The following is a 21,382-nucleotide window of genomic DNA, read 5'->3' as shown; positions in this document are numbered from 1 at the left end:
CTTAGTCCGTAATGTAAGCTCGTTTGATGCCTTTCTTCTTTCGACACTTCTACAAGGGTACAACTGGTGTATTTGGACAGTGTTAAGGAATTGTTAAAAATATATCTACTAAAAACTAAATGATATTCAGAAATTCATAGAATCTGACCTTCCTAAAAAAACATAACCAGCGGATATCTACTCCGCCGGTTTCGCATTCCATTTTAATATATTCTTTTACGGATCCTCATAACAAGAGGATGATAGCTAGCAAATCGAATAATGCGAGTGGCAAAATGAACGGGAAGAAAGTAGCGTGCGCCTTGCTACCCTTATTATGAACCCCGCTAACCTTAAGCAGCAGTTTCTTGTCCGAGACCTTAATGATCGTCCCGTACAGAACAGCGCCCGTCTTTGTCTTGATCTTAACACGTTTATTCACATATTTTCGAGCTTCTCGATAACCGACTGATGTCGCCAAATGCGCTCACCTCCTGTGGTCTTGGCACAATATATGCGCACATCCCCAGGGGAGTGTGGGCTAACACCGACAACATCGATATGTTATTAGGCCACCGATACGAACAGCCTCTGATATTTAAGCACAGTAACGAAATTCAAGCCTTTTAAGCGGTCCGATGATCGGTATACCCACTGGTTCGTTGCAGTTGCCGATGTGCTCTGAACAAGAAGGGGATGCCGCACGCCGTCGTAAGCGCCAAAATGGCGAAGATCAGCGCTGCAGAGGCAGCACCCAAGGAATTAAGCAGCAATCCGCCAAGTAAAGGAGCCAATACATTCCCAAAATTGTTAAAGCCAAACATACCAAAATAGGAGCCCCGTAATTCTGGTTTGGCAATGCGATCGACGAGTACATCTGTCATGGTAAACATCAGCACCTCCCCGATCGTGAATATCACAACCCCAAGCATAAAAGTCCATATCTGATGAAAGCTGCCAAATACGATCATGCTTATAGCAACTAGAAGATTGCCTGCTATTAGGGGAAGCGCCGGGGAGAAACGACTGGCGAATTTGACGATTGGATACTGCACGATCAGCACCACTACTGCGTTCAATGAGATCATGTAACCGAACCATCTCGCACCGTCTGTGACATAGGGACTCATCTCCATATACTGGGCAAGCGTGGAATCAAAATATCCGTAACCGAGCACACAAAATATCATGCCAATCAACACATACATGAAAGTACGGTCTTTGCCAGTTACTCGGAAAGCCTCTGACAAGGTTAACCTATCACCGCCTGAAGGCATCGCCCCTCCAATCTCACGATAAGCAAGAAACTGTACGACTAGTAATATGCCATAGCTCAGATACACTATACCCGCGATAAGAAAGCCCAAACCCGATTGTGTCGTTCCTAACCACATGCCGAGCAGCGGTCCAAACACTACCCCGATATTGATGGCCGCATAGCGGAGATTGAAGATGAGTAACTTGTTCTCCCGTGGTGTAATATCGGCTAGCAGGGCCCTGGAGGTTGGCTCGAACATAGCACGGCATAACCCGTTCAGGGCGTTCATCATGAAGAAGACCCAGATCCGGTCTGCTGCCGCAAAGCCGAAGAAGACAAGCGACCAGCCAAATACCGAAATGAATAGAACCGATTTTCGCCCGATAACATCAGAAATATATCCACCATAGAAGCTGGCGAAGACACCGATCAGAGAACTGACCGCGACGACCGCCCCCGCTTCTGCCGGAGTCGCATGCAGAAATTTAATCAAATATATCGATAGAAATGGAATGCTCATCGAAGTGGCCATCCTGCCGAAGATCGTTCCGGCAATAATGGTCCAGCATAATGGATGGATCTGCTTCAACTGTATATTCATTGGATGCCCCTCTTTCGCGAAGTAGTCTATCAGATTATTCCCCCTTCACTTGGTTTCTGTCAATAAACAAGAAAAGGGCCTGGTATCCCGACTTTCAGGTCCCAGAACCCCATCTATCTATGTCTTGCCGCTCTCTCTAGCAGGAATCACGATCTGCACGGTCGTACCGATTCCACGTCCGCTCCCGATTGTAACCCCGTACTCACTGCCGAAATGAAGTTGAATTCTACTATGCACATTGCGGATCCCGAAGCCGGTGTTGAGCCCTTCAATCGGATCAAAAATCTGTCTAATCCGTTCTGCTGACATCCCTACTCCGTTATCGATAATTTTGAATATGATCTGTTTCCCTTCAAGACGGCCGACGATGCGAATATGTAGAGAATCCCCCATCCGGGCATGCTCGAACGCATTCTCTATAAAAGGCTGTAATATCAATTTAATCGTCTCATATTTCCCGATGGCCGGATCAATATCATAATCAATTGTTACCGCATCGCCGAATTTCGTCTTCTGAATGCTCATATATGCCTCAGCCTGCTCTAGCTCGCTGTGAACGGGAATCAAGGTTCGCCCTTCATTCAAGGACAGTCTGTAGAACTTGGCCAGGTCGAGTACCATTTGCTGCAGCTTGTCGATCTCACCAAACTTAGCCAACCTGCTGATCGATGACAAGGTATTATACAGAAAATGCGGATTGATCTGCGCCTGCAGTGATTCCAGCTCAGCCTCTTTCTTCTCGATCTGGGTCACATATACTTCTTCGATCAGATGATTGATATTTTGTCCCATCTCATTCAAGGCCAAAGCGATTTCTGAGAACTCATCCTTCCCATGATACCCCATACGCTTATGCAGCTCGCCTTCACGATAAGCATTCAGTACAGAAACAACCTTATTCATCCGAATCGAGAAGTAGCGTGAAATAAACATGCCAGCAAAAGTAAATACGACAAGACAGAACAGACAGATCGCGATGATGAACGCTTTCACCCGAGCCGAGTCACGCTCCATGACTGTCATCGGCACGTAAGCGACGAGTTCCCAATTCTGATTACCGACATTGTCCTTAATAACCAGGTAATTATCTTTATCCACTGTGCCGTTCACCTGATCGATCATATCCGGCATTTTGCCGGACAGGTACATAATATTCCCGTTCTCATCCCTAATTAGAAGAGCGCCGCCATCGCCAATCTTCGTATAATCCACTGCTTGGAACAACTCTTGCTTGCGTACGCTAAATCGCATGAACCCGACTTCCTTTAAGTTTAACGGATTCTTCATGTCAACCAGGCGTCTCAGCAGTGAAATCCGACCCAACTCATAATCGCGCTCCACCTTCTGCCAGACCATGGTCTGTCCTATCTTCTCCTCAGGGAAGTTCCGATGCCAGTTCTTGTCCTCTATACGGTCCAGATGATACAAATTATAGGTCTTGATCCGCTCTAATAGATCTGGGTTCTCATTTTCAAAAGAACCATTGTATTTTTCGGGGAGCGTGTCATTGTCAAGAAATATGTACATAGCGATATTGAGTCCCGTCGCATTCAGCGCAATATCAAATTTGGGCATGATAATTTTCGTAATCCGCTCATGGTTGTCCCATCCCATCTTATAGCTCCTGAGCTCGTTACTTAACGAATAATCGCTATACAACATATTAGAGATGCGTTCTACATCGGACATTTTATATTCAATATTATCTTTGATCTGGGTGATCGTTCCCTGAATATTGCTCCTCGTCTGCTTGAGGATTGAATCCTGGTACATCGTATGGGAGAAATAACCGATCGCGATGACCGGTATAATGATAAAGACCATATATGTCAACATCAGCTTATACCCAAAAGGTATAAACTTCATACTTTTCTGCAATTTTGGGGCTGACATACTCACCCTCCGTTATCATTCTCGTTTGCGATACTCGGCCGGTGTCATTCCGAAGGTCTCTCTGAACTGCTTGCTGAAATACGGGATGTAACGGTACCCAACCTGGTCAGCAACCTCGTAAATTTTCAGTGTCGGATCCTTCAACAGCTCGCGTGCCCGTTCCATGCGCATCGTGATCAGCACCTCGCTGAAGCTCTTGCCCACCTCTTCCTTAAATATATACCCTAAATAGTTCGGGGAAAAAGAAAACTGCTGCGCTATATCTTTCAAGGTGATATTTTCACGCAGCCGTCCCTTGACCATCTTCATAATTTCCCGGATCAGCCTGCTGTTCTTGGACGCTTCCTTCTCGTGAATCATCTCGGAAATTTCAAATACGCGCCTGATTAACCAGGAACGAATATCCTCCATCATTTCAAACTCTAGTACAACATCGAGACTATCCAACTCCATCCCTAGCATCTCGAACAAGTCCTCGTCTATGGTATGTAAATATTGATCCAATTTGAATATGATGTAGGTGGCCAGATTGTAGATCGTGAACTTGGATCGCAATGTCGATGCAGACAGAAATAAATTATCAATCTCATCGTGAATTTTAACTAGATCATATGTAACCATCGCCTTGAACAGAGCATCGAGCCGTATGTCGAGCGTTCTGGCATCTTTGAGTTCTGGCGCCTTGCGGACATTCTCATACCTAATCAATTGGCCACGCCCGAAGAACATCTTGCCGTCCAGCGCTTCAAGCGCCTGCTTATAGGAGATAGGCAATCGAAAAATATCTTCGACCTTCCCTCCTAAGCCGATCGTAATGGGTACAGCTATTTCAAGGTTCAGAGCAGTACGCATTTCTTCCATGCTTCGCTCTAGCAGCGGAGTATGAAGCACTACCGCCAGCCGGTTCCTTGACAATTTGCACCAATGCATTCCTTGATCCTGGATAACCTCTTGCAACTGCTGCAGACTCCAATCCGGCAAGGAGTGAGCGACTGATTCTTGTACCTTGTTCCATTCATTCCGGGCAGACTTCAGATTAAGCTCATCAATCTCCAGCACCGCTACGCATAGTGGAGCTTCAAGGTAATCCAGCCCATAGGCTGAGACCAGCTTCTTCATCTGCTCGTTGGTTCCCAAGACCGGCTCGCCTTCAAGCAAGCGGAGCAGCAGATCATTCTTAGCCATCGGCTTCAAATGTTGGAACTGCTCCTCAGTCTCTTTACGACGCTTCTCCTCCCTGAGCTCCTCAATAATGCTCTTTAGCGAGGCGACCAATTCATTATCGTCCATAGGCTTGAGCACATAGCTGCAGGCTTTCAGCGACAGAGCTTGCTTCACATAATGAAAATCCTGATAACCGCTTACGAAAATAATCCGTATATTCGCGCTCTTCTGAATCGCGATTCTAGCCAGCTCAAGACCGGACATATTCGGCATATTTACATCGGTGACCAGAATATCTATCTCCTGCTGTTCCAGCACTTCACAAGCGGAAAATCCGTTGCTTACTGCCGCAACGACTTCAAGCCCCAGATCAGACCAGGGAATAAACTGCTTCATGCCTTCCAGGTCCAGTATTTCGTCATCAGCCAACAATACTTTATACATGCTGACTACGCCTCCTGATGATTGGTTGTATATTCCAGTATACTCTGTCCTATTCTTCCTGAATAGATATCCTTATGTATCTACCCCATAACTTTACGATAAATGTAGCAAAGAAGGGACCCATAATACGAGTCCCTTCCAGTTTAATAATTAGTTGCCGTTAATAAGTGCTTTATTCTCATTCCATTTTTGCACGTAGAAGTCCATCACCTTCTCGAATCCTGCAGCCATCGAATCATCGTGTGCTCTGTCCAGAAGCGCAAGCGTCTCTTCATCCGACTTCGTATACAAGGTTTGTGCTCTTGCTTGTAACCAGATATCCTTTACACGCTGGTAGGCAATACCTTCCTCAGTATCCGGCAATGGCGTCATATTCACGAACTCCGTGGCATCACCCTGAGTCTTCCACGTAATTTGATACTGCCAGTACGTTGCCCAGTTCCGCTCATCTTCTGCTAATGTCGATTCGTATTTCCCCTTTGTATCATCGGCAAATACAGTGTTACCTACCCACATAAACGGATCCATTTCCGTCTGATACTTCGTCAACTGATCTCTTTGCGTTACATACTTCTCAGTAAATTTAGGCGTAATTCCATCTTCCTCATATCCTTGCCAGTACTCACCCTCAAGACCCCAGAATTGAAGTGTTGTACCTTCAGGACCGGTCCACCAATCCAGGAATGCAAATACAGCTTCCGGATTTTTGGCGCTAGTCGTAATTACAGCAGCGTTCCAGCCTAATTTATTATAAGTCCCCGGATAAATCTTGTTCTTATCAAGCCCTTCTTTATAAATCGGCCATATCATGAAATAACCATCTTCTGGATCTTTCTTTCTCAGTTCTGCGTCAGCCGTCATTGCATATACAGTAGGGTTAGCTGCTGCATATACAGCTACACGGCCGTTAATCAATTTCTCATCCACCTGGTCACGTGTTTGAGTCATCGCGTCCTGTGTCATCAAGCCTTCGCGGAACAATTTTGCGGCAAACACTACAGATTCGCGGAACGGTTCATCCTTATAGATGGACTTCATCTTATCTCCGTCCGGTACAGCGAAGAATCTAGTAAAGGTAAAGTTGTCTTCCTTGAATGCAGAGTAAAGTTGATCCAGACCATGTCCTTCAGCAGCCAAGTCGGTTTCGAACGGAATTACTTTAGGGAACTTCTCCTTTACCTGCTTCAAGTAAGCGTACAAATCATCGGTAGTCTCCAGCTTAGGCTCGCCAAGCTCTTTATAGATCTTCTTATTCACTACCCAGCCTGCATTCCCGTTCGGGCGGTTTGTATACCAGTTCGGGAATTGATACAGCTTGCCGTCAGGGGAGCGGAGCATATTAAGAGCTACAGGGTCAAGCCATTTTTTCAGGTTAGGGTATTTATCGATATAATCATCCAGCGGTACGAGTAAGCCAGCTTCGCGCATACGCTCTACATCCGCACCACGTTCACCCCAGACAATGTCGGGAAGATCACCAGAAGCAATCATGGTGTTCAGCTTTTGTGGAGAGTTGCCTCCGTTAGGAATCTCGGTAACTGTTACTTTCTTGTTCTCTTGCACCCACTTGGTTGTAGGATCTTCGCCCCACTTCGGCATTGTGTACCAGTCATAATGACCGTAAAAGCTAATGTTCAGTGGTTCCTTGCCCAGTTCATAAAGAGCTGGTCCTTCGCTCTGAGCATTATTCTGCTCCTGTGTATTTCCCGCGTTAGAACTGTTAGGTTCTTGCGCGGTGTTGCCTTTGCCGGAACAACCTGCGAGCAACGCCACAATCATCAGCACCGACAAGACATTGACGATCAGCTTACTCCTTTTCTTCATACGCTGTTTCTTCCCCTTTCAAACACTAATTTTATTTATGTTTAAAGCATGCGCTCTAAACCCTGTCCAAGGCGATGCTAATTATAACATCTAAATTACTGTTGAAATCTTAAGACTACTCTTTCAGCGAACCTACCAGAACACCCTTCACGAAATACCTCTGGACGAACGGATATACACTGATGATTGGAAGAGTCGCAACTATCATTGTAGCCATTGACAACGATTTGCTAGTTACAGTCTTGGCCTTTTGCATATGGGCAAGTGAGGCGGCATCTAAACCCGCTGCTTGCTCACTGACGATATTAGATAGCAGAATTTGCCTTAGAATCGTCTGAATCGGATACAGCTTCTGATCCGAGATATAGATCCCGGCCAAGAACCATTCATTCCAGTGTGCGACAGCTGTGAACAGTGCCAGCGTCGCGATAACTGGGCCTGACAAAGGAAGTACAATGCGGAATAAGGTACCCCAGTTGCCGCAGCCGTCAATTTTGGCCGACTCCTCAAGACCGTTAGGCAGGCCGAGGAAGAAGGTTCGGAAGATGATCATATTCCAGACCCCGATCAAACCAGGAATGATAAATACCCAGAAAGAGTTCATTAAGCCAAGATTGCGAATCAGCATGAAAGAAGGAATCAATCCGCCCGAGAAGTACATCGTAATAATACACATAACCATATAGTATTTACGGCCCATCAGCTCGCGCTTCGACATACCGTAAGCGAATATTGCGGTGCATAGAATCGATAAGACAGTACCGACAATCGTACGTAGCACTGAGATTACAAACCCGCTCATCAACCGATCGTCTTTGAACACGACTTTATAGTTCTCAAGTGTGAATACTCTAGGCCAGATTGTAAGCCCGCCTTTGGAGGTATCCAGCCCCTGGTTGAACGAAATGGCCAGGGCATTCAAGAATGGATATAACGTAGTTATTGCTAACAAGATCAAAAATGTATAGATGCATATGACCATAATGCGGTCCCCAAGGCTATCGCGCATGTCCCAATTCCTCCTCTGATCGTGTGCCTATTACCATAAGCTGTTGCCGCTTCTTCTGGCCACGAAGTTCGCCATAGTGAGCAAGCCGACGCTGACCACTGCCTTAAATACGCCAACAGCAGTCGCATAAGAATAACGGTAATTGTCAATACCGACCCGTACGACATAAGTATCAAGCACATCAGATACATCGCGAAGTGCCGGATCAGCAGCCAGGATCAAAATATCTTCAAAACCTGCGCTAAGCAAACTGCCGATAGCCAGAATCATAAAGATCGAGATGACTGGCATTATCGAAGGAAGTGTGATCTTATAGATCTGCTTGAAACGGCTCGCACCATCGATGGATGCTGCTTCATAAGTGTGGGGATCTACCCCTGCAATCGCAGCCAGATATACAATGGAACCGAAGCCAATCTCTTTCCACACATTTGTCGTTACGAGAATTCCCCAGAAATATTCTGGCAAAGACAAGAAGGTAATCGGCTTGTCGATTAGATTCAGCTTCTCCAGCAGCATATTGATGCTGCCCCCATCCACCGCAAGCATGGAGCCAACCAAGCCGCCAAGAATTACCCAGGACATAAAGTGCGGTAAATAGGTGATCGTCTGCACGACTCGCTTGAATGCCATCTTTCTAACTTCGTTCAGTATCAGCGCCAGGAAGATCGGTGCCGGGAATCCTATTAAGAACTTCAGCAAGCTGATCACGATCGTATTGCGCATGACATTTCCAAATTCAGGTGAATTAAAGAAATAACTAAAATGCTTCATCCCTACCCAGGGGCTGCTTGAAAAGCTATGTCCGATCTTGTAATCCTGAAAAGCAATCATAATCCCATACATCGGAATATAACTAAAAATAAAAATTAAGATTAAAGCGGGTATGACCATAAGCTGCAAATCAAGCTGCTTGTAAAACCGGACAAGCCCCGCCTTAAACTTTCCTTTCGGTTCAGACTTGATCGTCTGATTCACGGAAAGCTGTGCCATGACTAGTTCCTCCCCAATATCTATTTCTCCGTCTACATTTCATTTTAGAGAATGGTGTAACCGTTTACTACCTGACCAATCAACGAAATGTGATACTTATCAACAAGAAAATAATAATTATCAATGGGCGAATTACAGATCCCCCTAGCATCTCGATCTGTGAGAAACATACGATAAAAAAATAGCCTGATCATCACACAGGTGATGAAAGGCTACCCATCTATAAATTTAATATAAGAGCGTGTAAATAGATGGAAAATGCCAAAAATATATGCTTTTACCGCGTGTTATATCACTTTCTACGGATCGCAATTTATTGTATGATGGGACTCGATATATTTTTTCATCACATCACCTGGGAGGACTCTCATTGAACAACACAAATAACGAAGAACCATCATCCTTGCAGAAGAAGCTGCTTCCGCGCCATATTAGCTTCATGGCCATGGGCGGTGTAATCGGCACGGGTATATTTAAAGGAAGCGCCGAGACGGTTGGCATCGCGGGTCCGGGGGTCATCTTCTCTTATATCTTCGCGGGGCTTCTGCTCCTCGTCGTGATGAGCGCGATCGCTGAAATGGCAACGATCTATAAAGGAAAAAATATGAAGGAATTTATCCGCGAAGCATTCGGAGAACGCTTCTCCTTTGTTATCGGCTGGTTATATTGCTTCATGTGGCTGTCGGTCTGCGTAATTGAGATCATCGCAGCCGGAAGCTTCCTGCAATACTGGATGCCGGAGGTTCCTCTCTGGCTGTTGAGCCTGGCCTGCGCAGCGTTCATTATCATCATTAATACGATGAGTGTTGGCGGCTATGGAGAATTCGAATTCTGGCTGGCTGGAATCAAGATTGCCATGATTATTGTCTTTATCGTGCTTGGAGCAGGCATTCTGTTCGGCATCCTCCCTGGCGCGAACTCGCCGATGCTGCATAATTTCACTGGTAATGGCGGCTTCTTCCCTAATGGCTGGACAGCCATCTTCTCTGCACTCCTGGTTGTCATGTTCTCTTACGGCGGTTCAGAACTGATCGGGTTAACGCTGTCGGAGACGCAGGATGCTGAGAAGGTATTGCCTCGTGTCGTAAAAAGCTTCATCTTAAGAGTGATTTTGTTCTACACACTGCCAATTCTTATTATTTGCGGATTAGTTCCGTGGAATAGTCTGAATGAGCATACCAGTCCATTCGTACAGGTACTGACTTCTGTTGGATTACAAGGTGCGGCCCACCTTATTAATTTCATTCTCATTACCGCAGTATTGTCCGCAGCAAATTCCGGAATTTACGGAGCAACGCGGATGCTACATTCGATGGCCAAGGATGGAGAAGCTCCTGCTGCACTTGGCCGCCTGTCCAAGAAAGGCGTTCCAATCAACAGTCTCAAGCTAAGCGCTATCGTATTAATTGCTGGTTCCATGATCGCCTATCTTACGCAGGAAGGGCTGTTTAGACTGTTGATGGCGGTACCAGGCTTTGTCGTGATTCTGGTATGGATCAGTATCTGTATGGCTCAGTTCAAGCTTAGAAGAACCTATCCGCATGAACCTGGCTTCAAGGTATGGGGATATCCTTATATCACTCTGATCACCATTTTCTGTCTGTCCTTGATCGCGCTCATGTTCATATTCGATGCCCAAAATCGTATCAGCATCGGGGTCTGCCTGGGAGTACTATTTATTCTGATTATCTATTCCCTCCTGAAGTTTAGGACGGGGAACAAGCGGACAAGCACCTAAGAAAGCGACAGTATCAGCCTCTTAAATAATGGAAGCATATTATATCTTTTCTCCTTTGGAACTCCCGGACTAAAAATGTTACAATAATGTCATCTAAGGACGGGAGAAAATATGGATTTACAAATACAAACTGAATTTTCTTTACGGAAACCGACGCTTCGTTCAAGAATGATGCGCCGCATCCGGCGGACGTATCAATATGACACTCGCTTCTGGAGAATAAGCATTGCCGGTCCTTGGGGAGCCGGCATGTTCGCTTTTGCTCTTGCTGCGCTCGGCCTGCCGACCGGACTCGGTCTGGGGCTGGATCTGCTATTGTTCCTCTTCACAGCAACAATAGGGATGTTCCTCGTCGCTCATACGATCGCTGTTCTGCTGGCCCTAATCGGATTGCCGGTGCCGCGTCTTTTTATCGGTACTGTGCTATTCGATTTTGGAACCGCCTACTTTATTTTCGATAATGAAGAGTCCTTCAAAATCTCTATCATTGTGGCCGTAATTCTCACGTTAGTCGGCGTCATCGCAGGGCTAACAACCGGACTACTCTTCAAGCTTTATAACAGTAGTTGGACAGGAAGACGTCTCAGAACAGGGATGAAAATAATCGGGGCACTCAGTATATGCATCGTAATTGGGTTGGTTGTTAGCGGAAGCACTAAATCGATCCAAAGCGTTGCCGATTCGGATCAGACCATAGACAATCCAGCGGAGCTTGGAACCTATGCGGTTACTACCTTTAATTATGGCAGTGGGAAGGATATTTGGCAGCCAGAGTTCGGCGCAAAGGCAGACTTGATCTCTCAATCCGTCGATGCCAGTGCCTACATTACGAATTGGTCCAAATATCGCACGATGTATCTCAGATATGACCAGAAGGCTCTGCCCTTGAATGGCCGCGTTTGGATGCCTGAAGGCAGTGGCGATGAGGCCTATCCGCTCATTCTAATCGTTCATGGCAACCATTTGATGGAGGATTATTCTGATGCCGGCTACGCCTATCTGGGTGAGCTACTTGCCAGTCGAGGTTTTATTGCGGTATCTGTCGATGAGAATTTTCTGAATTACTCAGCTTGGACGGGAATCCCTAACAATGATATGAAGGTAAGAGCCTGGGTGCTGCTGAAGCATCTGCAGCAGATCCATACCTTCGCTCAGTCTCCAGGCACGCCCTTCTTCGGCAAGGTTGATATGAACCGGATCGGCCTGATCGGCCATTCACGCGGTGGGCAAGCGATCGCGATGGCTGCGGATTATGCAAGTTGGTTCAAATCCGATGCTACTCTTGATAGCGTGAAGGAATTTAATATCAAGGCGTTGGCCGCTATTGCCCCAACCGATAAGAAGGTTGACGGTATTAATGCCAAATTGAAAGATATCAACTACTTGACCATTCAAGGGGCTAATGACGGCGATGTCAGTGATTTCGATGGAGATCGCCAATACAATCGTTCCTCCTTCACCAAGGGGACAGATTTCTTCAAAGCTTCTTTATATGTACAGGGAGCGAACCACAGCCAATTCAATACGGACTGGGGATTGCGGGATATCAGCTTCCCAACGGGAATCTTATTGAATAGGAATCAATTCCTAAGTGGTGTAAATCAGAGAATGATCGCTAAACTGTATATATCCGCCTTTATGGAGACATCGCTGCATGAGCAGACACGGTATGTGCCACTATTCCGCGATTATCGCGAAGCCCTTTCCTTGATGCCGGAGACGACCTATATCAATCAGTATGAAGATGGTCATTTCACGGTGTGGACACGGTTTGAGGAGGATTCGAACCGGCAGACCCTGCCGAAGAACGGAATTGCCGAAGGCAAGAATATCATATGGCGTGAAGCAGAGACGAAGAACCGCGGTAAATCTAATAAAGGCGATCACGCTCTAATCTTGGAGAGAACTCAGCCTAGCCAAGAGGAGTCTGTCTATAGTATGAGTTGGCCATATCGAGCACCGCAGCCGACCAGCGGATCGCCCGAGATGCTCTCCTTCGCACTGGCGGATCAGAGTAAGGAGTTAGATGAGATACAAGAGGAAGAGAATACCAAGATGGACCGTTTTGCTATTGAGATCGAGCTTACGGACAGGAACGGCATTAAATCGCGCTTGCCTCTATCTCAATTCCGGGAATTACCCGCATTATCAGAAGTGCAATTTACGCTCCATCCTTGGCTTGAGCTCCATATGTCTGACGGCAAATATAACAATCCGACCGAAGCGATATTTCAGACATATCAACTGCCGATGGCTGAGTTTGTAAGTGCCAATCCCGAGTTTGCTCCCGACCAAGGCATTAAGTCGCTCTCATTCATACTCATAGGTGACCGGGGCAAAATTATGCTCGACGATATCGGCATGTATTGATCATATGTAGTAACTCTATGTGGTTATAAATTTAGCCTCTGCCTGTGTGAAGAACGCTTATTCATCAAGCTTTCCACACAGGCGAGGCTATTTTAATGCGTCCTTCAGTCCCTATAAAATCGATAAGATCAAATTTTACTCCTCTTTAGGTACTAGATCGTAAATATCACCGTTCTCCATCGCATCAATCAGACGATCAAGCCAGCTATAGTATTTAGCTGCCTCATTCATCTTGTGAATATCCTCCTCAAGGACACTCCGTAATGCTGGATCTATATCCTCAGTTAAATACTTGTTCATTTCCTTGATGGAACGCTTAAGCACCAGAATGTTTCCCTCAACCGCCTTCCGCCATTTGATCGCGAAGAAGTCAGTAAACGTCTGATACCAGTCATACTCCACTTCATATAAATCTTTGCGAGATCCCTTCTCCCACACTTTATTAACCATCTTCATATCGAGCAAGGTTCTTACTCCTGTACTCATGCTCGTCTTGCTCATTTTCATTCCCATTCCCATCTCATCAAGGGTCATCGGTTTATCAGCAAAAAAGAGCAACCCATACAGATGTCCCGTTGATAACGGAATTCCATACAGATTCATATTCCTTCCTATCGCTTCAATAACCCGTTTACGTACGTTAAGTACCGCCGTTTGTTGTTCCGGGCTGAGCTGGTCCAAGCTCATGCTTGCAACCTCCTATCGTTCCGATCAAGCTATCTTGGTGTAATACAACTTACTGATTTTAAACATTTACTTAAATGATATTTTTATCTTAAGAAAAGGATGCCCAAAAGTAAAGAAGCGAATCATACCGCAATTTTGAGCATATGGGAGGATTCATAAGATTCTATTCGTTCAGTTTTTTCTGTACGTTCTATACGTACGGATATTATCTTTGATTAATTTCCTATCCTTTTGTTACACTATAGAACAGCTAAGCACGCCACATCGCAATGTTTTAACTTTATGTGCAAATAATATGTGCAAATAAATAGTTACGAATTACAGAAAGCTGCGAAGAACTCGTGAACCCAGCGAACTGTTATCGGAACTTGAAGAGGTGAGTATATGGAACAAAGTATTCTAGAAATTAGAAAGCTGAGCAAATTGTTCGGTCCTAATGCCGAACAAGGCGTTCGGCTGCTTGAGCAAGGTTATAACAAAGAGAAACTGGCCAAAGAAAAAGGAATCACTGTTGGGGTTAACCAAATGAGTCTTAGCGTCCATAAGGGAGAAATCTTCGTCATTATGGGCCTGTCCGGCAGCGGCAAGTCAACGCTCGTCCGGATGCTGAACCGACTCATAGAGCCTACATCAGGAGAAATCCTGCTGCATGGTCAAGATTTGCTGAAGATGAACAAGGCACAGCTGAGAGAAGTGCGGCGCAAGAAGATTACGATGGTCTTCCAGAAATTCGCGTTATTCCCACACCGCACAGTATTGCACAACGTGGAGTATGGCCTTGAGATCCAGAAGGTCAATAAGGAAGAGCGCAAGCAGAAAGCTCTGCAAGCTTTAGAGCTTGTGGGACTCAAAGGCTGGGAGGATAAATTGCCTGATCAGCTGAGCGGTGGTATGCAGCAGCGGGTCGGTCTGGCTAGAGCACTGGCCAATGATCCGGAAATCCTGCTTATGGATGAAGCGTTCAGCGCGCTCGACCCATTAATCCGCCGCGATATGCAGGATGAGTTGCTTGAGCTGCAGGAGAAGATGAAGAAGACGATCATCTTCATTACCCATGACCTGGACGAAGCGCTGCGGCTTGGCGATCGCATTGCCCTCATGAAGGATGGAGCGCTCGTACAGCTTGGGACGCCGGAAGAAATGCTGACACAGCCGGCCGACCGTTATGTTGAACGCTTTATTGAAGATGTGGATCTATCGAAGGTCATTACGGCTTCACGGGTTATGCGCCGTCCTGAGACAGTTACCCTTGATCGCGGTCCTCGGGTTGCGCTTCAGTTAATGCGTGAACGAGGAATTTCCAACCTGTTCGTCATCGATCGCGGCAAGCGACTGCTCGGCGTGATTACCGCCGAAGATGCCTCCAGGGCATTGAAGGCGGGACAAGGATTGCAGGACATTCTAATTACCGATGGTCCGCGGGTTTCGCCAGATACATTGCTTGGTGATCTGTTCGAGGTGACAAGCTCGGCCAAAGTGCCGCTTGCGGTCGTAGCGGACGACAATCGATTGCTTGGCGTTATCGTGCGCGGGGCCGTACTGGGAGCGCTGGCTGGTGAGCTTAGCGATGAAATTAGCGTCTTGGAGGTGAAGGACAATGGATAATATTCCAAAAATACCAATTGCGGATTGGATTGAAAGTATCGTCGATTGGATGGAGACGACGTTAGGTGGATTCTTCGACGGTCTAGCAACGGTCATCGAATGGTTCGTTAATCTCTTCTCTGGTCTGTTCCTTCTTCCGCATCCTCTGTTATTTATCGCTATTCTAAGCGTGCTTGCCTATCTCGTCGGTCGATGGCCGCTTACACTCTTTACAGCGATCGGATTCCTGTTCATTGATAATCTCGGCTATTGGACAGAGACGATGAATACGCTGGGCCTTGTTATTACTTCAGGATTGATCTCGATTCTAATCGGGATTCCGATCGGCATCTGGAGCGCCTACAGCAAGACGACACACCGGATCGTATTCCCGCTGCTGGACTTCATGCAGACGATGCCAGCATTCGTCTATTTGCTTCCGGCTGTTACCTTCTTCAGTCTAGGAGTCGTTCCTGGTGTAATTGCCTCGGTGATCTTCGCCATTCCGCCAACGATTCGCCTGACTACACTGGGAATCCAGCAAGTATCCGGAGAGCTCTCTGAGGCGGCAGATGCCTTCGGCTCGACTTCTTGGCAGAAGCTATTCAAGGTTGAGTTACCGCTTGCCATGCCGACAATGATGACCGGCGTCAATCAGACCATTATGCTCTCGCTCTCCATGGTCGTCATCGCTTCCATGATCGGCGCTCAAGGGATCGGCGCAACAGTCTACCGCGCTGTCACTCAATTGAAGATAGGTCAGGGCTTTGAGGCCGGGCTTGCTGTCGTCATCCTGGCGATCGTACTGGATCGGTTCACACAAGGCCTATTCAAAACTAGAAAAAGGGGAGAATAATTATGAAATTATCTAGAAAATTTTTGCTTATCGGTGGTCTTGCCGCTGTGCTCGCGCTGTCCGCTTGCGGTCAAGCTGCTAATAAGAACGGGAATAACAATACGTCTGGGAATGGTGAAGCAGCTTCCGTCGGGAAGAAAGTCAATTATCAAATTATCGGCATTGATCCCGGTGCAGGGATTATGAAAGCCACGGATGAAGCGATCAAGCAATATGATCTGAAGGATTGGAAGCTGGTCGAAGGATCAAGCGCGGCCATGACTGCGATGCTGGATAAGTCGATTAAGAAGAAGGAACCAATCATTATTACGGGTTGGACACCACACTGGATGTTCTCTAAGTATGATCTGAAATTCCTCGATGATCCGAAAAAAGTATACGGGGATGCGGAAGAAATTCATACCATCGCTCGCAAAGGCTTGAAGGAAAAGCAGCCGGTAGCCTATGAATTTCTTAACCGCTTTGAATGGACCTCAGATGAAATGGGCGAGATCATGTCTGCGATCCAGGATGGCAAAGACCCTGAAGCCGCAGCCAAGGAATGGGCAGACAGCCATGGCGACCGTGTTGATTCCTGGACAAAAGATCTGACTCCGGTAAATGGAGAACAGCTTAAGCTTAGCTATGTGGCCTGGGATTCTGAAATCGCCAGCACGAACCTGTTGAAATACGTACTTGAGAGCAAGCTTGGCTATAAAGTTACAGCACTTCAGGTTGAAGCTGGACCGATGTGGACTGGTGTGGCCAGTGGTGATGTAGATGCCATGGCAGCGGCATGGCTCCCATTAACTCACGCCGATTATTGGGCCAAGTATAAAGACCAGGTTGAAGATCTCGGCGCTAACATGACAGGAGTTCGTACCGGACTGGTCGTTCCCGCCTATGTGGATATCAAATCGATTGAAGATTTGAACAAATAATAAGGCAATCCCAAGTCTCCGATATATCTGAAGACAATCCCTAAAACAAGAGGAAACCATCCCAAACACGGGATGGTTTCTTTGTGTATTTATATATAATGAAGAAGAGGGAGTATCATTACTGTAACATGGCATCCTTAATAGAACCTTACTGCAACCTGAAAATTAAATTAAAATATTCAAATCATGGAAAATAACCTATGCATGAGGGTACTAGCCGTTACTGATAGCCATTCTTCTCATACTTTATTAAGAGGTGATTTAAAAGGCCTGATTAAGATTTTTGAACAGCCTTTTACAGAAGGAGGAGAAACTGATTGATGGAAGCCTATTACAACTGTATGCGCTGTAAGAACAAGCGTGTCCGTATCTTGACGGTAGACAGAAAGCATTATGTAGGAACGATTGTAGATGTAGATTACAATAACGTTTATCTACGTGTTGATAAGGGTTGCGAAGTGAGAACCTCCGCATTCTATCCTGGCGGTTATGGAGCCGATATTTTAACCTTGAGCCTGTTCACACTGCTTGCTATCGCTTTAATATAATCATCCGTATTCGCACTGAAGGCCCTGCTATTAGCAGGGCCTTCACACATATATCATTTATGGGGTACCTTTATGCTACCTCCCCAACCTTAGAATTGGCTTAAAAGAAAATGAGAATACGATAAAAGTTAAACAAGCTCCTCCCCTCTTCTGCCAAATCCGGCTAATACGAGGAAGGGAAGGAGCTTGATCAATTACTCGACGGATTTCAAAGCCTCAATCATATCGATATGCTTCAGCTTGTAATGCATCGTAACCATCACGATTCCTGAGAACAGCAGAGTCAGCGCTGCGGCATAGCCGTAGCTGAACCAATGTACCGCAGGGCTGAACATCATCACATCGACTTCTGCAGTCTTCAGTACGAAACGGTGCAGAACGATGCCAAGGAAATCCCCGGCTACAATTCCAAGTACCGTCAGGATCATATTCTCACGATAAATATACATCGTGACCTCTTGATCATAGAACCCCAGCACCTTAATCGTCGACAGCTCGCGAATCCGCTCGGACACGTTGATATTGGTCAGATTATAGAGCACAACGAAGGCCAATGCAGCGGCTGAGATAATTAATACAATGACGACCACATTCATACTGTCCATCGTATCCTTGAACGATCCACTTACTCCACTTGTGAAGCTGACCATAGCTACCCTCTCATTTGCCGTCAATTGTTCACCGAACTGATCCTCGAACGAGGGCTCATGGTTGCTGTAATTAATCAACTCGATATTCGACTCTGGCTGCTTGCCGAAGATGCTCTCATAATAACGCGGGGTCATGTAGGCATAATGCATAGTGTAGTTCTCGGTAATGCCCGCTACTTTCAATTCAAAGGTATCATTACTGTTGTTCTGAATAACCAACTTACTACCGATATGCAGATTGAATAACTTAGCCAGCTTCTCAGTAACAATCGCTCCGTCATCCGGTAAATCCAGGATCTGCTTCTGTCCTCGCTCCCTTAACACCACAAAATCAGAGAAATGCTCTGTAGATTCAGGAACGAATAGATGAATATCCTGACTATTGACTCCTTTGCGAACGGTCTGCATCACTTCCTGGGACACATTAAGCATGCCTGTGATTCCCGGGGTATCCTCGATAAGCTTATGATAGGATGCTTCCCCAGCAGGACTAGACTCATCTTTAAAAACGACTGCCGCATTATACTTCATGATCTTGCCATACTGCAGCGGAGCGATATCCCGGATAGAGTCTTTGAGTCCGAATCCGGTCAGGATAAGCGCTGTACAACCCGCCACGCCGCATACCGTCATGAACATCCGCTGTTTATAGCGGAAAAGATTCCGTGCCGTCACTTTGCCAGTGAAATTAAGCTGCCGCCATATTATCGGAATCCGCTCCAGGAAGATGCGCGATCCGCTCTTAGGAGCTTTCGGTCGCATCAGCACTGCAGCGCCGCTGCGCAGCTCCACGCGTGCCGCCGTGAAGGCCGTCACCGTCGTACATAACACAGCAACGATCAAGGACACCAGACTATAGCTGAGGTAGAAATTAAGCCGAACCTCCGGCAAATTGTACAACGAGCCGTATGCATTATAGATGATCGTTGGAAATAGTGTAAATCCCACTGCAAGACCGGCGCCTGTCGCCAATACACTTGCTAGCGTACCGTAGACGAGGAACTTCCTCATAATATCGCCATTGCTATAGCCTAACGCTTTTAACGTCCCGATCTGCAATCTCTGCTCCTCGACCATCCGCGTCATCGTCGTCAAACTGACCAAGGCGGCGATGAGGAAGAAAAATACCGGAAATGCCTTGGCAATCGAGGCCAGCCTCTCGGCATTATCCTCAAACTCGGTATAACCGGGATTTGAATCACGATCCCACACGTAGACCTTAGGTTGCTTCAGCTCATCCAGCTTCTGCTGTCCTTTGGTCAGATCGCGCTCACCATCTGCAATCTTTGCATCAGCGTCCTGCTTCTCCTCGCGGTAGGTGCGAAGGCCCTCCTCATAATCGCGGCGCCCTTGATCCAAATCCGCCTTCGCTTTAGCCAATTTGGCCTCTCCTTCTTGCTTGGCCTTGGCCAGTTCTTCCTTCCCTTGCTTCCAGTCCAGCTCTCCTTGAGCCAGCTTCTTCTCTGCAGCCTTCAGCTGTGCAGCCCCGGACTCGAGCTCCTTCGCCTTGGAATTCAGCTCCTTCTCAGCCGCTTCCAGCTGCCGTTCCGCCTGATTCAGGCCCTGCTCGAATGCGCCTACTGCTTGTTTCAATGCAGCGGCGTCCACCTCACCCGCCATATATCCAGCGACGGCCTGTCCTAGAGCGGGATCGGCCGCTTTGGTGCCAGCAACGAGTTGATCTCGCTGTGACTGCGGAATGCTGTCCGGAGGAATCGCAGCAATCGGCTGCAGTGATCCGGCAAGCTCTCGTCCTCCCGCCAGCTTCGGCTGGATCTCTTTCTTCTGGACATCCAATTGTTCCCGAGCTTCCTGTAGCTTCGCCTGTCCGGAACTTATTTTCTGCTTATTCTGGGCCAGCTGAGCCCGGCCTTGATCAAGCTCCCTAGCCGCTTTATCCAGTTTATCCTGGCCTTTGGCCAGCTCGGATTGCAGCTTGTCCATGCCTTCCTGATAGCTGACCTCGCCTTCATCCAGCTTAAGCTTGGCATCGCTAAGCTTCTTCTCGGCATCAGCAAGCTGCTGCTTGGCATCAGTGATTTTCTGCTTCGCCTCATCTAGCTTGGCCTGTCCTTCCTCACGCACCTCGCTAAGACGCTCCTCCGGCATCCCCGTCAACGCCTGCTCAACTGCCTTCGTATGCGCTTCGATCCGATCCGCATACTCATCAGAATAGGAGCGTAATCCTGCGCTATCCTTGAAGGTCATATAGGCTTCTGTATAAACAGACATATTGAAATCCTGTTCAGGAATCACACCGAATACATCGGTCGTTCCTTTGCCAATTTGGCTCGTCCCTCGTCCGATCGTATTAATGTACTGCGGACTTTGTACAAAGCCAACCACCTTGTAGCTCAGTGTATGAAATGTATCATTCAAATCAACTTCAGTATCAGGATTCGTAAAGGTAATTGTATCACCTAACTTGTAGTGCTTCGTCTTCCCGCTCTTATCGAGCGCAATTTCTCCCGAGGTCTCAGGCAATCTTCCTTGGGTGATCAGATAACGATTGATGGTATTATCTGGTTGATAAGAGCGAATATTTGCGATTAGGCCGCTATCGTCCAGGAATACATCCGAACTATAGCCAGGCTGTACTGTTTCCACGTCAGGTACTTTCTTTAGTGTATCGATATCGACTGACTTCAACCCATACGTCGTCTGGACTTTTACATCCATCAAATTTAATTGCTCATAATAATTCTCAGCGGTATCCAGCATATCTGGTCCAGTCGCCTTGATCCCTACAAAGAAGCCGACACCGAGCATGATGATCGCAAAGATCGACAGAAACCTTGCCTTTGTTCGCCATATTTCCCGGAAAATATCTTTCCATAGCGCTTTTTTCTGCATGCTGTACAGCT

General features: G+C 46.7%; 15 protein-coding genes. 6 read left to right on the top strand and 9 right to left on the bottom strand.

The genetic code is table 11. The features are described 5' to 3' along the window. Positions 1-226 precede the first annotated feature (226 nt). The 7 genes from ABD014_RS05880 to ABD014_RS05850 form a co-directional block, all read right to left on the bottom strand. Positions 227-460, bottom strand: coding sequence for a hypothetical protein (locus tag ABD014_RS05880; RefSeq protein WP_343858671.1), 234 nt, complete (start codon positions 458-460; stop codon positions 227-229). A 145-nt stretch (positions 461-605) separates the two neighbouring features. Beyond that, the gene (locus ABD014_RS05875) at positions 606-1,838 is read right to left on the bottom strand and encodes an MDR family MFS transporter (protein ID WP_343858669.1); all 1,233 of its coding nucleotides are present in this window, start codon (positions 1,836-1,838) and stop codon (positions 606-608) included. Between the two features lie 117 nt (positions 1,839-1,955). Further along, on the bottom strand, positions 1,956-3,731 hold the full coding sequence (locus ABD014_RS05870) for a cache domain-containing sensor histidine kinase (RefSeq protein WP_343858666.1): 1,776 nt from the start codon (positions 3,729-3,731) through the stop codon (positions 1,956-1,958). A 15-nt stretch (positions 3,732-3,746) separates the two neighbouring features. Further along, positions 3,747-5,339, bottom strand: a complete 1,593-nt coding sequence (locus ABD014_RS05865) for a response regulator (RefSeq protein ID WP_343858663.1) — start codon at positions 5,337-5,339, stop codon at positions 3,747-3,749. A gap of 150 nt (positions 5,340-5,489) precedes the next feature. Then, positions 5,490-7,163, bottom strand: coding sequence for an extracellular solute-binding protein (locus ABD014_RS05860; protein ID WP_343858661.1), 1,674 nt, complete (start codon positions 7,161-7,163; stop codon positions 5,490-5,492). Between the two features lie 115 nt (positions 7,164-7,278). Further along, complete coding sequence (locus tag ABD014_RS05855) at positions 7,279-8,172, bottom strand: carbohydrate ABC transporter permease (protein ID WP_343858658.1); 894 nt, start codon at positions 8,170-8,172, stop codon at positions 7,279-7,281. 30 nt (positions 8,173-8,202) lie between these two features. Beyond that, the gene (locus tag ABD014_RS05850; RefSeq protein ID WP_343858655.1) at positions 8,203-9,165 is read right to left on the bottom strand and encodes an ABC transporter permease; all 963 of its coding nucleotides are present in this window, start codon (positions 9,163-9,165) and stop codon (positions 8,203-8,205) included. Positions 9,166-9,535: 370 nt separating this feature from the next. Here ABD014_RS05850 and ABD014_RS05845 point away from each other — a divergent pair, with 370 nt between their 5' ends. Next, positions 9,536-10,903 (top strand): amino acid permease, encoded by a 1,368-nt coding sequence (locus ABD014_RS05845; protein ID WP_343858653.1) that lies wholly within the window; start codon positions 9,536-9,538, stop codon positions 10,901-10,903. 111 nt (positions 10,904-11,014) lie between these two features. Beyond that, entirely contained in the window at positions 11,015-13,273 is a 2,259-nt protein-coding gene (locus tag ABD014_RS05840; RefSeq protein WP_343858651.1) for an alpha/beta hydrolase family protein, read from the top strand. A gap of 135 nt (positions 13,274-13,408) precedes the next feature. Here ABD014_RS05840 and ABD014_RS05835 read toward each other — a convergent pair whose 3' ends face one another. After that, positions 13,409-13,960 carry a GbsR/MarR family transcriptional regulator gene (locus tag ABD014_RS05835; RefSeq protein WP_343858648.1) on the bottom strand — a complete coding sequence of 184 codons (552 nt, stop codon included), beginning with the start codon at positions 13,958-13,960 and terminating at the stop codon, positions 13,409-13,411. Between the two features lie 384 nt (positions 13,961-14,344). On the opposite strand from ABD014_RS05835, the gene ABD014_RS05830 reads away from it, so the two are divergent. From ABD014_RS05830 to ABD014_RS05815, 4 genes are all read left to right on the top strand, one after another. Then, positions 14,345-15,565, top strand: coding sequence for a quaternary amine ABC transporter ATP-binding protein (locus tag ABD014_RS05830; RefSeq protein ID WP_343858645.1), 1,221 nt, complete (start codon positions 14,345-14,347; stop codon positions 15,563-15,565). Continuing rightward, the gene (locus ABD014_RS05825) at positions 15,558-16,400 is read left to right on the top strand and encodes an ABC transporter permease (RefSeq protein ID WP_343858642.1); all 843 of its coding nucleotides are present in this window, start codon (positions 15,558-15,560) and stop codon (positions 16,398-16,400) included. The genes ABD014_RS05830 and ABD014_RS05825 overlap by 8 nt, the downstream gene beginning before the upstream one ends. A gap of 2 nt (positions 16,401-16,402) precedes the next feature. Beyond that, positions 16,403-17,320, top strand: a complete 918-nt coding sequence (locus ABD014_RS05820) for a glycine betaine ABC transporter substrate-binding protein (RefSeq protein ID WP_343858639.1) — start codon at positions 16,403-16,405, stop codon at positions 17,318-17,320. A 320-nt stretch (positions 17,321-17,640) separates the two neighbouring features. Further along, positions 17,641-17,868, top strand: coding sequence for a hypothetical protein (locus tag ABD014_RS05815; RefSeq protein WP_343859698.1), 228 nt, complete (start codon positions 17,641-17,643; stop codon positions 17,866-17,868). 194 nt (positions 17,869-18,062) lie between these two features. Here ABD014_RS05815 and ABD014_RS05810 read toward each other — a convergent pair whose 3' ends face one another. Continuing rightward, positions 18,063-21,371: an FtsX-like permease family protein gene (locus ABD014_RS05810; RefSeq protein ID WP_343858637.1), complete on the bottom strand. Its 3,309-nt coding sequence runs from the start codon at positions 21,369-21,371 to the stop codon at positions 18,063-18,065. Between the last annotated feature and the right edge of the window lie 11 nt (positions 21,372-21,382).

The sequence above is a fragment of the Paenibacillus motobuensis genome, from assembly GCF_039521865.1.
Classification (GTDB): Bacteria; Bacillota; Bacilli; order Paenibacillales; family Paenibacillaceae; genus Fontibacillus; species Fontibacillus motobuensis.
The sequence above is the reverse complement of the archived record's forward strand: the minus strand, read 5'-3'. Positions and strand labels throughout refer to the sequence as shown.